Raw genomic sequence first — 15742 nt, forward strand, 5'->3', positions numbered from 1 at the left:
GAGGGACCAGCGTGGATCCGGCCAAGGTGCTGTTCATCGCCGTCGCGGCGCTCATCGTGCTCGGGCCCGAGCGCCTACCGGCGGTCGCGCGGCGTGCGGGCGAGCTGTGGTCGCTCGCACGGTCGCCGACGGAGTGGGTCGCGAAGCATCTCGGCGAGGTCGCGCACGCAGCCGGGATCCCCGAGGACGTGCTGCGCATCGGTTTGCCAGGAGGCCTGGATCGCTGGCTGATGGCTTCGGGCCCCGCCACGAGTGCGTCGGCCCAAGGCCCCGCGGCTCCGGCGTCGCCCCCTCCTGGCCAGGCCTCCTCGGCGACGCCGACGGGCGCCGCATCGATCGTGGCGGGACCCTGGGAGCTGAACTAGTGGCGCTGCGGCGGCCACGACGGCGCCGTCTCGACCCCAACGCGATGACCACCGTGGAGCACCTGCGGGAGCTGCGACGTCGCCTGATTCGCGCCATCGTCGCGGTCACCATCGGCGCCATCGCGGCCTATGCGGTCTACCCGCACCTGTTGTCGGTCCTGACCGAACCGTTGTGTACGGTCGAGCACGAACCGCACTGCGTGCTGTACGTGACCGGACCGATCGATGGGTTCGCGATCCGTCTCAAGGTGGCCGCGGTGGCGGGGCTGTTCCTCGCCTCCCCGATCGTGCTCTGGGAGCTGTGGCGCTTCGTCGCTCCCGGCCTCAAGCGGGGCGAGCGACGCCTGACGCTGGGGTTTCTCGTGTCGTCGGTCGCGCTGTTCGTGGCGGGCGGCGTGGTGGCGTGGTTGGTCTATCCACGCGCCCTCGGGTTCTTCCAGTCGGCCGCGGGCGCCCAGGTGCACGCGATCTACACGCCGCAGAGCTACCTGTCGCTGTTGCTGATCCTCATGATCGCCTTCGGCGTCGCCTTCTTGTTCCCGGTCGTGCTGGTCGGCCTCGAACTCGCTGGCGTGGTGAGTCCGGCCGCGTTGCGGCGGCACCGGCGTCCCGCGTGGCTCGGGATCATCGTGGTGGTGGCGATCCTCATCCCCAGTAACGATCCCTACTCCTTGACCGCGATGACGGTGCCGCTCCTCGTGTTCTACGAGCTGTCGATCGTGGTCGGTTCGGCGCTCACCAAGCGGCGGGCACGCGTCGCCGACGCCGGAGGCTAAGCTCGTCCTCGACGGGGAGGCTCCGCTGGTATCTACCTTCCGCAGCCGATTCGCCGAAACGCTCGGCTTGGTCATGGATCGGTTCCAGGACGAGGCCCTCGAGGCGCTCGACGAAGGGTCTTCCGTCCTCGTCAGCGCTCCCACCGGTTCCGGCAAGACCATCGTCGCGCTCTATGGCATGGCCCAGGCCCTTCGACAGGGACGGCGAGCCTTCTACACGTCCCCGCTCAAGGCGCTGTCCAACCAGAAGTACCACGAGCTCGCCCGTTTCTTCGGTCCTCAGCACGTCGGGTTGCTCACTGGGGACACCACGCTGAACCCGGACGCGCCTGCCGTCGTGATGACGACCGAGGTGCTGCGGAACATGATCTACGCCTCGCCAGCCGCGATCGACGACGTCGACGTCGTGGTGCTCGACGAGGTCCACTACCTCCAGAACCCGTACCGGGGATCGGTGTGGGAGGAGGTCATCATCCACTTGCCGCGCCGCGTCCGCCTCGTCTCGTTGTCGGCGACGGTGTCGAACGTGGCGGAGTTCGCTGGCTGGTTGGCCGCCGTTCGAGGTACGACGCGCGTCGTGGAGGCGACCCACCGCCCCGTCCCGCTCGAGCATCGCTACCTCTACACGCCGCGGCGTTCGGAGACGCCGGTCGCGATACCGGTCCTCGTCGGTGGGAGGGAGAACCCCCAGGGGGCACAGCTCGATCCACCCTGGCTCGCGCGCAGTCGTTACCGAGACGGGCTTCGGGCTCGGACGGTCCATCGGATCGAGCTCGTCGAGTTCCTCGCTCACGAGGGCGATCTGCCTGCCATCGTGTTCATCTTCTCCCGTGCTGGGTGCGAGCGCGCCCGCGATGAGGTGGTCGCCTCCGGCATTCGACTCACCACCGCGGCCGAGCGGGTCGCGATCAGGCGCATCGTCGACGAGCGTCTCGACGGGTTGGCCGAGCGCGACCTCGCGGCCGTCGGGTTCGCGCCGTTCCTCGCGGGACTCGAGGCGGGCATCGCGCCCCACCACGCGGGCATGATCCCGCCGTTTCGCGAGGTCGTCGAGGCGTGCTTCGAGCGCGCGCTCGTCAAGGTGGTGTTCGCGACCGAGACGCTCTCGCTGGGGATCAACATGCCGGCCCGATCGGTCGTCATCGAGCGCCTGGTCAAGTTCGACGGGGAGTCCCACCAGCTGCTCAAGCCCGGCGAATACACGCAGTTCGCTGGACGGGCAGGGCGTCGGGGGATCGACGAGCGCGGCACCAGCTACGTCGTGTGGGGTCCGCAGGTCGCCTTCAGCGACGTCGCGCACGTCGTCCGGGCGGACTTCTACCCGATCACGAGTTCGTTCCGTCCCACCTACAACATGGCGGCGAACCTCGTGAAGCGCTACACGCCCGAGCGCGCAGCTGAGCTGCTCGATCTCTCATTCGCGCAGTACCAGCGAGACGCCGAGGTCGTCCGGCGCCAGGCGCGGTTGCGAGCAGGCAACGAGGATGTCGTCGCGGCGACGACGCAGCCGGAGCGCGCTGAGTGGATCGAGCCGGGTCGGGTGGTGAGCGTCCCGAGCGAGCGCGGCGGTGCCGAGCGAGCGCTGCTGCTCATCACGCGGGTGTCCCAGCGGCGCGGTGGCGGGCTTCGGATCAGTGCGTCCTCGGAGTCGGGCAGGGTGTATCGCCTCGACGAGGGGCACGTCGCCTCGATGCGACCCAAGGGCAAGGTGCGCCTCCGTGCGGTGCACGGCTCCCGGGACCAGGGGATCGCCATGGCCTGGGCACGGATCCGGGCGCGGCGTCAGCAGGCGCGGGAGCTCGGCGAACCGTCGAAGGCATTCCTCGACGAGCGTGCGCGTGGTCGTCGCACCGACGCGCCAGCGCCGTCGCCCCGTTCGCGTGAGTTGCTCTCGGAACAGCTCGAGCGTGTGCGCACGGTGCTCGAGCGCTTCGGCTTCGCCGAGGGGTGGAGCCTGACGCAGCGAGGCGAGCGACTGACGAAGGTCTACGTCGAGACGGACCTCGCGGTCGTCAGGTTCCTCCACGACGCCGAGATCGACGGCGTCGGCCCGGCGGAGTTCGCCGCGATCGCCTCGTGGTTCGTGTTCGAACCACGACCTCATTCGCCCCGATCCGGTCCGTGGCCAGCGAGCGCGGCCATGGCGCGGCTCTACGAGCGGGCCGAGGCGCTCATGCAGGAGCAGTGGGCGGCGGAGTCGTCGCTCAGACTGCCTCGATCGCGCGGTCCAGAGCCCGGGATCTCTCGCGCCCTCTGGCGGTGGGCGCGGGGAGAGCCGCTGGGGGCAGTGCTCGCGACCGACGAGATGGCACCAGGGGACTTTGTTCGCGTGGTCAAACAGGTCGCGGACTTGCTTCGCCAGATCGCGGTCGCCTGGGACGACGATGTGGTCTCGTCGCTCGCTCGGCGAGCCGAGGCGGCGGTCGTTCGCGGCGTGGTGGCGCTGTCGTCGGAGGTCGTCGCCGAGGATCCCGAGCGCATGCCCCACGGAGTGCTCGAGCTCGACGAGCGGCCGGCGTAGGCTGGCCCGCTGTGGCGAGCTACCTTCCTGAGCAGTTCGACGAGGCGGAGCGGGCGCGGCTCGCTCCTTTCGTCACCGACGTCGACGGTCGTGTGTTCGGTCTGGTGGGCCTCGACGAGGAGGTCGTCGCAGCCCTGTTCGCACGCTACTCGCGCACGTCCAGGTCGCTTCGGCGGACGCTGCTGGAGGAGTTCGCGCCGAGGGTCGAGGACGCGGTGCGAGCGGGCGTCGGTCGTGAGCGCACCGAGGCTCTCCTTGCCCGCGTGATCGGCGAGTACGGCGACGACTCGGTCGCCCAACTCGCGGTCGTGCACTTCGCGATCGAGCAGATCCCGGCCTTGCTCGCGCGCCGCATCGAGCGCGGCCGTCTTGCGGCCTATCTCGAGCAATCCACTCGCTACGTGCCGCTCGCGACTCGCCGTTCGGATGGGAGTTGGCCAGCTTACGTCCCCGACGGCCTCGCGCCGCGGGCGGCGCGTGCCTACGACGAGGCCATCGAGGCGAGCTTTCGTGCCTATGCGGCGGTCCTCGAGGCGGTCGAAGACCATCTCGCGAAGCTCGATCCACCGGCCGATGCGCCGGCTCGTCGTGCGCAGCGGGCCGCCGCACTGGATGCAGCGCGCGGGTTGCTGCCGCTCGCCGTCTTGACCAACGTCGGTGTCGTCGCCAGCGCGCAGGCGGCCGAGCGCTTGGTGTGGCGGCTCCGGGCCGACGCCACGCCTGGGGCGAGCGAGGTTGCCGACGAGATCGCCCGGGTCCTCGGAGTGCTCGTACCGGGCCTCACCCAGCGCATGGACCGCCCCGACCGCGGTGGGCGGATGGTCGAGTATCTGCGCGAGACGCGGGGCGGCGTCGAGGTTCCGTGGCACTGGAACACGGCGATCGTCGAACCCTCCGTTCGGATCGTCCGAGCCGACGAGGATGCGGAGCGCCGCGTCGCTGCATGGATGCTGTTCGAGCGTGGCGAGGTGGACTCGGTCGACCAGGGCCTTGCCGCGGTGGAGGCGCGGGGCGAGGAGGGCCTCGATGCGCTGTTCGTGGCCGGCGTCGGCCATCGGGCCAATCGCCGCCACCTGCCCGGGCGCCCCTTCGAGGCTGCGGTGTACGAGCTCGAGATCACCTGCGACATCGGAGCCTTTCGCGACCTCGCCCGCCATCGCATCTTGACCCTGCTCGAGCCACCGCTCGTGCCGGGTCGTGGGTTCGCGCTCTCCGATCTCGTCGTCGACGCAGGCGTCGCACCGCTCGTGCTCGAGCATTGGGAGCGACTCGGCCCGCTGGTCGCGAGCGTGGTCGCCGAGGCCGGACCGTCGGTGGGTCGGTTGCTCTTGCCGTTCGCGACGCAGATCCGCTTCGCGGTCGTGGTGAACGCGCGGGAGCTGATGCACCTCGTCGAGCTGCGATCGCAGCCGCAGGGTCACCCGGTCTATCGCCGCATCGCGATCGAGGCCTGGCGCGCGCTCGAGGCGGTCGGGCATCGCCGGATCGCAGGGGCCATGGAGTTCGTGGACACAGAGGGCTACACTGTGGGCCGCCTCGCCGCCGAGCGACGGAGCGAGGTGCGATCGATGCAGTCGGGAAGGATCAGCGGGGCTGATCCGTTGAGCTAGCCGAGCTGGTGCGCGACCGGCTCCGTGCGAGGAGGACGAGGACGAGTATGCCGAGACGCAAGGGCGACGAGTCGGCATCGGAACCGGAGGTTCCACACGACGACGAGCTCGACGAGGAGCTGGTGGGCTTCGACGACGATCTCGATGGTGACCTCGACGACGACGTCGACGAGGAACTCGAAGATCTCGACGAAGAGATCGAGGAAGAGGGCCTCGAGGTTGGCGATCTCGAGGATCTCGAGGCCGATGATCTCGGCGAGGCCGACGACATCGTCGACGATGGTGTCGACGACACCGAGGACGGCGAGGTCGCCGTTGTCGACGAGGAGGACGACGATCTCGAGGGCGACGAGGACGTCGAGTCGGCCCTCGACGAGATTCTGAGGGAGCGCTTCGTCGGCGGTGACGTCGAAGAAGATGTCGAGGCCGAGTCGGACGAAGACACGCCCGATGGTCTCGCCCCGGTACGGCCTCGCCAACCCGGCGAGTTCGTGTGCCAGTCGTGCTTCCTTGTCAAGAGCATGTCGCAGCTGGCAGACTCCGAGAAGATGCTGTGCCGCGATTGCGTCTAGACGGATCGGTGGCACCGTAAGCTTGAGGTTGGCCCCAAAGGAGGCGCTATGGCAGAGCAGCAACGTCGACAGCTGTTCGATGATGTCCTCGATCGCTTCGTGTTCGGCCCGGTCGGTGTCGCCGCTGCGGTGGCACGGGTGCTACCGAGCGCGGCGGAGGAGGGTCGCAAGGTCCTGCAGGGACCGATCCAGACTGCGCAGTTCGTCTCCCAGATGGCCGCTGGGGTCGTACGGGCACGCTACGGCGAGCAGTTGCGGGGAGTCGAGGAGCGTCTCGGCGACGTGAGCGAGCGCGTCTCGGCACTGCGTTCGATGGTCGAGCAGGTTGGCGGCGGGATCGTGCGCACCGTCCAGCAGACCGTGCCCCGGCCGGGTGCGGGCCCACGCGATGCGGCTCCCGATGCCGAAGCCGCATCGGCCGCCACGCGCGAGGCGAGGCCGTCGGATGCGCACGCAACTGGGGAGGACCACGCCGGCAGTGTCGGTGGGATCGATGCCTACGCGACCCTGTCGGCCGCCGAGGTGATCGAGCGGCTCGGATCCTTGAGCGCGGAGCAGCTCGCCGAGGTCGAGCTGTTCGAGCTCGATCACCGGCGCCGCCGCACGGTGCTCGCGCGCATCGCGAAGCTCCGTGAGGAGCGTGGCTAGGCCGCCTCAGGCATTGAGAGGTGCCTCAGGCGATGAGGCCGAGGCGCTCGAGGAGCGAGCGCACGCCCGGAGCCAGGGGGCGAAGGTGACGAAGGTCGTCTGGCCCGAACCAGCCGAGAGCATCGGCGTCTGAACGCGCATTCCCACGCGCTCGCCCCCGCGGTGTCGCGAGCACGGTCCAGAGCACGTACGCGCCGCGATCGGCGAGCACCTCGGCAACCTGGAGGACGCGCACTGGCGCGGCGTGGACGCCGGTCTCCTCCGCCAGTTCGCGGATCGCCGCGGCGACCGGGTCCTCCCCCGGGTCGACGTGCCCACCGGGTGGGGCCCAGGTCCCGTTCGCGTCCGGAGAGCCGCGCCGCACGAGCAGCACGCGCCCATCGAGGACGAGGAGCGTCGAGGCACCGCGCTGGACGGGGAGGGCGAGGCGCGCCACGACAGCGGGCCTAGGCGAGGCTTCGAGCGAGCCGGAGCTCCACCGTTCGAAGTCCAGCCTCCTCGAAGAGGGCCTTCGTTGCCCGGTCGCCGGGTGCGCAACTTGCGCTGAGGACGGTGGCGCCGTGCCGGCGAGCGAGTTCCGCGCAGGCTTCGAGGAGCTCGCCGGCCAAGCCCAACCTCTCGAAGCCGGGCATCGTGACGATCGCGCGCACGATGGCCTCGGGGCCGTTGCGCTCCACGATGGCGATCGCTCCGACTACTCCGTCGACCTCGGCATCGACGCGCCAGGCGTGGTCGGGCCGAAGTTCCTCGGCGACGAGCACACTGGCCATGGGAGCCTCAGTCGTGGGTCGGCGTCGCCTCGGCGGCGGAGACGTCGGAAGGGTCATCGCCGGGCACCGCCTCGTCGATGTGCGACGGTGCTGCCGCTTCGGGTTCGCCGATGGTGTGGTCCTCGACGTCTCGAACGGCGTCGGCTGCCGCGAGCTCGTCGTGTGGTCCTGCGGGGTGAGGGGATGGAGCAGAGACGGTCTCGTCGACGGCGACGGTCGTCGCAGGGTCGATGTCGCGGGTCGATGTGTCCGGCTCCGCGTCAGCCGGCTCGGGCTGGGCGCCGACGAGGGTGTCGTCGGGAGTCGCCAACGATTGGGGCTCGGCCTGACGAGCGCCCGTTGCAGCGCCGGCGTCCGTGGACTCGGCGTGGCCCCGCCCGGCATCGTCACGTTGCGTGGAGCCCTGGCGGGGTTTGCGCGAAGTCTTGGGAACCCGAGCGAGGATCTCTGGCTTCGGGGGCGCCGGCATCGTGACCCCGAGCAGGCGTCCGAGCGACGGGATGCGGCCGGCCTGTTCCTTGGCGAGTTCGACGAGTTCGGCAGGCGCGGCCTCCGGCAGACCGGTCGCGGTGACGGCTCGGCGGATCGGCGAGTTCGCGATCGCATCGATCAGGACCATCCAGCGCTCTGGCGGGGTGTCGGGGATCAGTTCGCGATCGACGGCCTCGACGAGGGCGCGCTCGACGTCGTCGGGGATGCGTGCACTCGGATCAGGCAGGCGACTCGCCAGCCGCAGCGCTCGCACGGTACGGCCGGACTCGACGGCCTCGCGGAGTTCGGCATGCCAGCGCTCGATGCTCTCGGCGATGCGGCGGTTCAGCACCTCGCGGAGCGTGGTGGCCTTGTCGAGGACGCTCGGGTCCTTCGACGACGGATCGACGGAGGCCACCACGCTGCGCAGATCGCGAAGGGCGACGGTGTTGGCGATGGCGAGTGCGGCGTCGGCCCGATCGAGCCAGGTCGCCGTGCGCACCCGAGGCAGGAGATCCTCGGCGATCTTGAGCGTGGCCTCCTCAGGCGCTGGCGCGCGGCCCTCATGAGCGGCGGCCTCGCGATCGCGCGCGATGGCTGCGCGAACCTCGGGCATGCCGCCGCGCACCAGTGCCTCTGCGATCGGCCGGTGCTCGGGGATGACGCTCTCGAGGAATGCGCGTCGGTGGGTGTCGCGTGGCCGAAGGCGTGGTGCCGCTGGTGCTTCGGGCTGAGCGGGCCGTGCGTCGCGGCGGCGAGAACGCTGAGGGGTCGCTCCCTCCGCGCGCGCGCTTTGGTCGTGCTGGTCGTGCTGGTCGCGATTGCTGCCTGGACGTCCACGGCGCTCGGCGCGACGGTCCTGACGCGGCCGACCGTCGCGGTCGTGGGTGCCTCGAGCACCCGGCCGTCGCTCTCGGCGGACGGTCTGGATGGTGACGGGAGGTTCCGCGCGTCCCGACCCCACGATGTCGATGCGGTCGGTGCGAGGCGGCGCGACGTCGGGCCGAGCCAGGCTGAGGATCTCGATGCCGTCGAGGCGGCGCGCGATCTCGGCCCGCGCGACATCGCCGACGCTCGCACCCTCCCACACGAGCGAAGCCGGTACCGTGCCGCGCGGATGTCGTGCGCCGACGGCGCGCCAGGTCCACTCGCCACGCGCTGCGTCGTGGCTCGTGAGCTCGACCTCGATCCTCGATGCCATGTCCCAAGAACCCTTCTTGCTCACCCGATGCTCGGCATGTCGCCGGTGCCTGCGCCATCCTAGTGTGCGCGCTCGTGGGCGTCGGAGGGTCACTGGGGGCGCTCGGGTGCCCTCGGAAGGGGCCCCACGGCGCCCGTGGATTCGCCGCCCCGAGGGGCCGGTCGTGGGCGCCGGCTCCTCGGATCGGAGCCTGTCAATCTCTAGTCAATCTCTAAGAGGCACCCCGGGCTCGATGTTCACTGTGTCGTCGCTGCCTCCTCCGGCGGGTTGATCCGGACCGCTGCACGGAGCCGGGGTGGCTCGGGCCGCCTCTGCACGAGGCGTTCGGGGTGGGCACGCAAGGCAGCCGCGAGCACCTCGGCCCGGTGTGCTCGGAGCTCCTCGGCACGGCCGTCGACGTCTGCCGGGGTGTGGAGTCCGATTCCAGAATGACGGTGCTCGTGGTTGTACCAGCGGAAGAAGCGCTCGCACCAGGCTCTCGCGTCCTCGTAGCAGCCGAAGCGCCGGGGGTCGTCAGGTCGGTACTTCATGGTCTTGAACTGAGACTCGCTCCTACGGGTTGTCGTTGGAGGTGTGGGGCGGCTATGGCTCCGCGTCACCCCGAGGTGCGAGAGCAGGTGTGCGACGGGCCCCGCGATCATGGGACCTCCTCTGTCTGCGTGGATGGTGAGCTGCCCTGGTCGGATGCCCTGGCTGGCCACGGTCTCTCCCAAGAGAGCGACCGCCAGGCTGGCGTGCTCCGCGCGGGCGAGCATCCAGCCCACGACGCAAGCGGCTGTCGATGTCGATCACGGTGGAGAGGTAGTAGTGGATCCACGTGGCAGGGCCGTGCAGCTTCGTAATGTCCCACGAGTAGACCTGGTTCCTTCTCGTGGCCACGAGCTCGGGCTTGAGGCTCGGGGGATGGGTCGCATGGCGTCGCCGGTCTCCGAGCGCCCGTGGGCGCGCAGTATGCGATCCATCGAGGACACGGAGGCGAGGTAGATCCCCTCGTCGAGGAGCTTCGCGTACACCGTGGCCGGGGCCTCATCCACGTACTCCGGGCTGTTCAGGACGCGGCGCACCTCCTCGCGCTCGCGCGGTGAGAGTGCCCGTGGGTGAGGGACACGTGCACGCTTCGGCCGGGGTGGCCGGGGGCTCGCAGGGTGCCGTCGGTCGTAGCGGGCACGGGGCTCGCCGAGGGCCGAGCAGGCTGCGCGTACCCCGACCGTTGGCGCCAGTTCGCTGATGGCCTCGTCGATCACGTGGTCTCGCCGTGGGTCGCGGGCGCGCCGTCGGTGGCGAGCTGCTGCAGGCGCGCGGAGAGTTTTCCCTGCACCTCGATCACCTTGTGGGCCTTGGCGAGGTCGGCCTCGAGGCGCTCGGCGCGGCGCCTGAGGCGTGCGATCTCCTGGTCGCGGGGATCAGCGGGTTGGCGTCCTGGTGGACGTGCGAGTGCCTCCTCGGTGGCAAGGTCGCGTTGGCGTCGCCACTCGGTGATGAGTGAGGAGTGCAAGCCCTCTCTCCGGAGCAGGGCTCCCTTCTCGGCCTTTGCAAAGGGAGTCGTAGTCGGCGAAGATCCGTGCCTTGTAGGCCGCGGAGAAGCGTCTCGGCCCTCGGGCCCGCTCGGGGACCTGCGGATCGGAGTTGCTGGGCATGCCCCCAGTCTGGTAGGGACTCGTCGTGGCGTCGGTCGTCATGGTGGTGGCAAGCTCCTTCCTCGGCCGCCCTCTCGATCCAACGATGGGGTCAGGAGGAGTGGTCTCACCCAAGATTGACACGGAGGGTAACCCCGAACCGCTGGCGGTGCCGAGGTCAGCGGATTCCCCCGGCCAGCTCCTCAGCGCACGTCGCTGTCGAGGGGGCGCTCTGCCACCAGCTGCTTGGCGCGCTGGGGCTGGCCTCGAGCGCCTTCAGCCTCTTTACCTCGGGCCCCGTGCCTGCCGCCGTCGGTCTGCTTCCAGCCGCTGTCAGGTCGTCTCGGTGACGTGCGAAGGCTCGGGCGACCTCGGCGACCGTGGCGCCTGTGGTGCGCAGCCGTCCCCCTCGGCCAGCCTCCGGAGGAGGCTGCTGGTGGGGTGTGGCGCTGCCTGCCCTTCATGTGGTCTCTTCCTCCCACTCGTCCATGCTGGTCGGGGTGCTCATGGAACGGGTGGTCTCGTTGCAGGAGGGCCGGCCAGGGTACTCGATGATCGCGAGGTGGTCGACGCGGTCTGTGGAGGTGCAGGCTTGCCGACGACGCTGGGTGCACCAGCCGCACCAGCGCTCGGCGGCGTGGCGCTGTGGCTTGGTGGCCACGAGATCGTCGTGGAGGGGGTACGGAGGCCCAGCTACGGCGTGGACGACGCAGCTGGTAGTGCCGTCGTGACGGCGTCGGCTCCGCCCAGGCGCTCCTGGACGCCTGTTGAAGGCTACTTCACGGTCACGTTGCAGCCAACCCAAGGGCACCACCGCCGTCCGGCTCAGCTCCCTCCCCTGCCAGATGACAACCGCCGGGACAACAACTTGTCATCTTTTCGTCCGGGTCGTGAGGCTGAGGCTATACTCCGCTCAGGCGCCTCCGCAAAGGTCGTACGGCTCGAGGGCTCTCGGGGCTCATCGCTGCGCGTCTCCTCCGAAGGGAGCCGAGATATGCACCCGTCTAAGCAGATGACCTTCTTGCGCAAGGAACTCGCCCTTGGCACGATCCTGACGTCTGCGCTGGCCTTCTTACTTTTCTCACCCTTGGGTACAACCAGCGTGGCTGCGTCGAAAACGGCAGTCGCCCCGATGCCCGCACCATCAGGCGACCCTTCTCAGCCTGCCGGTATTTGTTGCAGTACCCAGAACTTGGGATCCACCATCGGTGAAGGCACTGTTCTCAATCCCGGCGACTATCTACTCTCAAGTTCTGGACAATACCAGCTCATCATGCAAGGCGACGGCAACTTTGTCCTCTACAACTTGTACAACGGTCAAGCATTGTGGGCGACTGGTACTGAAGAGCACTCTGGCGCCTACGCAGTGTTTCAGAACGACGGCAACCTTGTTGTTTACTTCAATGGGACTGCGCTGTGGGATAGCCATACGTATACCTACTCTGGTCTGACACTGACAATGCAGAACGATGGCAACGCAGTCATCTATCAAGGTACCCAGCCGCTATGGGCAACGGATACAGCTGCGAACGAGTTGGACTGTTGGCCTTCCAACAACTGCACACCCGGCTTGTTCATCTATGCCTATCTTCAATTCCCGCCAACAGCGCCGTTGCAGGGAGTGAACGCACCGACAACGGGTGCCAACACGTTTGCGATGTCCAAGTGGGAACAACAAGAAGACAGCGTCATTCAGTCAAACCCTCTCGACACGACGCAAAAGGAGCCTGGCTCCTACACCCTGAAGGGCAACTCTGCCAACGTTCAAGTGTATACGAATTCTGATGGTGAGTCCGCTGATTACTGGGGCATTGACGCATTTGATCAGACTATTTCTTACCTTCCATATTATGGGCCGATTATCTCGGTTCTTAGAAATCCAGTGAACAGTCCCTACCAGCAATGCGTCAATCTCGCGAATGCTGTAAGCAGCACCCTTTGGGGGACGATTAATTTCTCAGATCTGTGTTAGCTTCCTACTGCAAAGATGAGGAGGTGTGATGTCCACTGCATGGAACCGCACGGTGAAGATTGGCGGGGTTGTCAGTTCGTGTCTTGCCTTAGTGGCTCTTGCTGCTGTTGCTGGCCGAGTCGAGGATGGCCACGCCGCTCAACACCGCGGACATCAGCAGTCACCCGTTGCGAGAACAGCTACGGCGCCCTCAGTACAGGTGGCTACTGGGCAAAGAGCAGGGCAGTCAAAGGATGCTGCTGCCGCAGGTGATCCAAGCTACTTTACCCCCACGCTATCAGGTGTTGAAACGGGTGATCCTGCCTTGCCAGTTGGCCACTACTGGGAATACGTGCCAGCGGTAGTGCCCGGCGTTCCGGAGAGACCATCGTACATGTTGACGATCACACAAAGTGGGAGTGATGGACAGATCGCGGGCATGGTCTATATCTTCTACGAGGATGGGAAGCTTGATACCGTGTTTCCGTTCTCTGGCCTCGTGGATGCGACGACTGGCAAGGGTAGTATCACAGTGAGTGGCGCTCCAACTGTGGTGTCATACAACGGCGTGATCTTCTACGATCAATCTACGGTGCAATCTGGTCAGCAGCTGCCAGTGGTCGTCAGCCATGGCGACATCACGTTCCCTGGGTGTTCGAACTATCTGCACTGGCTGATGGCCGGGAGTTCAGCATCACCTGCTCTGCTCGCGGCAATAGCAAGTGATCCGAATGTGTGCACGTTCTACCCGACTGGTGGCGAGGCCTACCCAAGCGAGTCGCAGATACCCGTTACCCCTTAGGGGATCGGTGCGTGGGAAGCGGAGGGCGGAGAGCATCTTGGCGCCTCGTGTTAGTTGGTGTCTCAGTACCCTCGGCCGGCTCTCCTGACCGGCCCCCCGCACCGAGTCCACCTTCACCGTGAGACCCAGCGTCGTCATGCCAGCGCTCGTTGATTCCACTGAGCGCCGATGACGCCGAGCGGGCAGCACCTCTGACCCCTCGCGGAGGCCTCGAGGATCCGTCGCTGGGTGGCGACGTCGAGGCGGGCGAACCGGGCGGGGCTGCGGTCCCCCGGCGATCTGGGCGTCCGCGTCGTGCTGGGGGGTGCCGGTCGTGCTCGAGGAGCTGCCTGGCCTCGCGAACGCCAGGCGACGCGCTCCCCATCGAGCACCTCCTCGCGGACCTGGGCACCCAGCGATGCGCACACCCCGTTCTGCCACGGCGAGCCCGGGTCCTGGACACCTGGGCAGCCGAGCTCGGCTGCCCAGGTGGTCATGCACGCGGCCACGCACGCCGGGCCGTCCTCGACCCGGAGGACGCCTAGGGTTCCTCGCTCGGCGAGGAGGCCATCGAGGGTGGCGACACGTCGTGCGCGTCAATCGAGCGCTTCACCACGCACAGCCAGCTCCTCCGTCGTGGGGGCGTCCACCACGGCGAGCACCCAGGGCGCCCTCCCGTCGTCGGTCGCGTCGAACCGGCTCCAGTGCCCAGGTCGCGTTCGTCTGGATGGGCAGGTGAGCGCCCATGGGCACCCCAGGTCGTGGTTGGCGCCGTCTCGTGCGTGACTGGGGACCCGGAGCCCTGCCGTGCGCCAGAGCCGGTGCACCCATTTGAGGTTCACCTGGTAGCCAGCCTCCCTCACCGCTCGGTAGGCCTTGCGATAGCCCTGGCGGGAGTTGGCTAGGGCGAAGGTGCGCAGGACCTCATGCTGGCCGCATCCAAGCTGGACTCGGGCTTCGTCGGCACCCGACGCTGGGTGGAGCGAGGCTGGGCCGTCAGCCGGCACGCTCGTCGCTCGTGCACCCCGAACCGCCGGCGGTGCCGGGGTCAGCAGGTTCCCTCGGCCAGCCTCCGGAGGAGGCTGCTACCTGGGTGGCACGCTGCCTGCCCTTCATGCGCTCTCCCTCCCGCTCGTCCATGCTGGTCGGGGTGCTCACGGAGGGGGTGGTCTCGTTGCAGGGGGGCCGGCCAAGATCACCTCGTATCGGTGCCGGTGCCACCAGGCGTATGGCACCAGCGAGCGGTGATCCTCGTAAGGCGGTCAGGTAAGTCCAGGTCAGAGCTGCTATGGTTGAGGGTCGGTAGCAACGACCCCTCGGGGTCGTCCTCGTTGGAGCAGGGCGTCCCAGAAGACCGGATCGTCGGCATTCACCACGTGGCAACGACCCCGAGCGGTCGTCCTCGTTGGAGCTTCGATGACACCCCGCTCACCATGTAGCGGCGGCTCAAGTAGCAACGAGCCCGCGGGGTCGTCCTCGTTGGAGCTCGGCGACGCAGGGCCCAGCCCCCGACCCGTGACCGCGGCTACGCCGTGTGCTGGAACACGGCCTGCTCGAGCCGACGGAGGCGCTCGGCAACGCTCAGCTCGCCCCCTCCTCCTCGGCGCGGAGCCGATCGAGTGCCCAGATTCGGATCAACGTGGAGACTGGCAGGTGCTCCTTGGCGGCAGCGCGTTGCAGCCGGGCGTGCTCGTCAGCGGACAACCGCACCGACACCACGGTCGGGCGAGTGAGGTTGGGTCGTGCGACCGTGACGCCTGCGGGCACGGTGTCGGCGAGGTCGTGCTGCTCCGCCGCCGCTCCCTCCTCGGCCACGTGGAGCATGACGCTTGCCGCCCTTCAGGTCGGCGCCCTCCTACGAGTCCCTGCTCGTCGGGACCGCCGCAGGCCGAGTGCAAGGATGTAGCGTGAACAGCGAGAGGAAGGACCCCATGCCCCGCCGTACCACCAAGGACTGCATCCTCGCCTACCTCGCCGCCCGCCCGAACGAGGTGGCCTTCGTGCGCTCCGAGTTCGCTCAGTGCGCGAAGAGTCGCTCGGCCGTGGACCGAGCGCTGCGCGCCCTCATCGACGAGGAGGTGCTCGTGCGCGGCGGCTGGGGCATCTACGTGCGGGCCAAGCGTGTCGAGTTCCTTGGTCGTGAGTACGTCGGCACTGTCACTGGCTTCGACTATTGGTACCCCGAGGTGCTCGCCAAGCTCGGCGTCACCTGGGAGGCCGACAGCGCGCGCAAGGCGTACAACGAGGGCCACACCACCCAGGTCCCCGCCTGGACCGCAGTCAACGTCGGCCGCCAGCGCATCACCAGGCGGATCGCGTTCGGAAAGCGAGTGTTGCAGTATGAGCGAACCACGGGGGCTCGACGACGCAAGGTTCGGCCTACTTCAGCGAGCCGACGACAGCGGGCAACTTCCACTCCCTCCTGAGTTCTTCGAAAAGGACCTGCTCGTCGCCGAGGCG

The 15742-nt window shown here is 68.2% G+C and carries 16 protein-coding genes; 9 read left to right on the plus strand and 7 right to left on the minus strand.

The features are described 5' to 3' along the window. Positions 1-11: 11 nt before the first annotated feature. From AFER_RS04720 to AFER_RS04735, 4 genes are all read left to right on the plus strand, one after another. Positions 12-365 (plus strand): twin-arginine translocase TatA/TatE family subunit, encoded by a 354-nt coding sequence (locus AFER_RS04720; RefSeq protein ID WP_015798350.1) that lies wholly within the window; start codon positions 12-14, stop codon positions 363-365. A 44-nt stretch (positions 366-409) separates the two neighbouring features. Continuing rightward, the gene (tatC, locus tag AFER_RS04725) at positions 410-1141 is read left to right on the plus strand and encodes a twin-arginine translocase subunit TatC (RefSeq protein WP_171788950.1); all 732 of its coding nucleotides are present in this window, start codon (positions 410-412) and stop codon (positions 1139-1141) included. Between the two features lie 73 nt (positions 1142-1214). Then, complete coding sequence (locus AFER_RS04730; protein ID WP_015798352.1) at positions 1215-3662, plus strand: DEAD/DEAH box helicase; 2448 nt, start codon at positions 1215-1217, stop codon at positions 3660-3662. Positions 3663-3673: 11 nt separating this feature from the next. Next, on the plus strand, positions 3674-5272 hold the full coding sequence (locus tag AFER_RS04735) for an FAD-dependent thymidylate synthase (protein WP_015798353.1): 1599 nt from the start codon (positions 3674-3676) through the stop codon (positions 5270-5272). On the opposite strand, the gene AFER_RS12650 is transcribed toward AFER_RS04735, so the two are convergent. Further along, the gene (locus AFER_RS12650; RefSeq protein WP_041661695.1) at positions 5269-5751 is read right to left on the minus strand and encodes a hypothetical protein; all 483 of its coding nucleotides are present in this window, start codon (positions 5749-5751) and stop codon (positions 5269-5271) included. The two genes, AFER_RS04735 and AFER_RS12650, sit on opposite strands and share 4 nt — an antisense overlap. Before the next feature lie 12 nt (positions 5752-5763). Here AFER_RS12650 and AFER_RS12900 point away from each other — a divergent pair, with 12 nt between their 5' ends. Beyond that, positions 5764-5844 carry a hypothetical protein gene (locus AFER_RS12900; protein WP_425358542.1) on the plus strand — a complete coding sequence of 27 codons (81 nt, stop codon included), beginning with the start codon at positions 5764-5766 and terminating at the stop codon, positions 5842-5844. A gap of 48 nt (positions 5845-5892) precedes the next feature. After that, positions 5893-6492 carry a hypothetical protein gene (locus AFER_RS04745; protein WP_015798355.1) on the plus strand — a complete coding sequence of 200 codons (600 nt, stop codon included), beginning with the start codon at positions 5893-5895 and terminating at the stop codon, positions 6490-6492. A gap of 25 nt (positions 6493-6517) precedes the next feature. Here AFER_RS04745 and AFER_RS04750 read toward each other — a convergent pair whose 3' ends face one another. From AFER_RS04750 to AFER_RS10935, 5 genes are all read right to left on the minus strand, one after another. Then, entirely contained in the window at positions 6518-6928 is a 411-nt protein-coding gene (locus AFER_RS04750) for an NUDIX domain-containing protein (RefSeq protein ID WP_015798356.1), read from the minus strand. 10 nt (positions 6929-6938) lie between these two features. Continuing rightward, a complete protein-coding gene (locus AFER_RS12320) occupies positions 6939-7262 on the minus strand; it encodes a GNAT family N-acetyltransferase (protein WP_015798357.1) in 324 nt (107 codons plus the stop codon). Between the two features lie 7 nt (positions 7263-7269). Beyond that, complete coding sequence (locus tag AFER_RS12325) at positions 7270-8934, minus strand: hypothetical protein (protein ID WP_015798358.1); 1665 nt, start codon at positions 8932-8934, stop codon at positions 7270-7272. A gap of 236 nt (positions 8935-9170) precedes the next feature. Beyond that, positions 9171-9689: an integrase core domain-containing protein gene (locus tag AFER_RS12655; protein WP_083769262.1), complete on the minus strand. Its 519-nt coding sequence runs from the start codon at positions 9687-9689 to the stop codon at positions 9171-9173. A gap of 485 nt (positions 9690-10174) precedes the next feature. Then, positions 10175-10429: a hypothetical protein gene (locus tag AFER_RS10935; RefSeq protein ID WP_049755315.1), complete on the minus strand. Its 255-nt coding sequence runs from the start codon at positions 10427-10429 to the stop codon at positions 10175-10177. 1115 nt (positions 10430-11544) lie between these two features. On the opposite strand from AFER_RS10935, the gene AFER_RS12330 reads away from it, so the two are divergent. Beyond that, entirely contained in the window at positions 11545-12522 is a 978-nt protein-coding gene (locus AFER_RS12330; protein WP_171788951.1) for a hypothetical protein, read from the plus strand. A gap of 28 nt (positions 12523-12550) precedes the next feature. Beyond that, positions 12551-13303 carry a hypothetical protein gene (locus tag AFER_RS11955; protein ID WP_015798360.1) on the plus strand — a complete coding sequence of 251 codons (753 nt, stop codon included), beginning with the start codon at positions 12551-12553 and terminating at the stop codon, positions 13301-13303. A 1560-nt stretch (positions 13304-14863) separates the two neighbouring features. Here AFER_RS11955 and AFER_RS04790 read toward each other — a convergent pair. Continuing rightward, complete coding sequence (locus AFER_RS04790; protein ID WP_015798361.1) at positions 14864-15106, minus strand: CopG family transcriptional regulator; 243 nt, start codon at positions 15104-15106, stop codon at positions 14864-14866. An 83-nt stretch (positions 15107-15189) separates the two neighbouring features. On the opposite strand from AFER_RS04790, the gene AFER_RS04795 reads away from it, so the two are divergent. Then, positions 15190-15708: a hypothetical protein gene (locus tag AFER_RS04795; protein ID WP_015798362.1), complete on the plus strand. Its 519-nt coding sequence runs from the start codon at positions 15190-15192 to the stop codon at positions 15706-15708. Positions 15709-15742 lie beyond the last annotated feature (34 nt).

The sequence above is a fragment of the Acidimicrobium ferrooxidans DSM 10331 genome (genome assembly GCF_000023265.1).
Taxonomy (GTDB): Bacteria; Actinomycetota; Acidimicrobiia; order Acidimicrobiales; family Acidimicrobiaceae; genus Acidimicrobium; species Acidimicrobium ferrooxidans.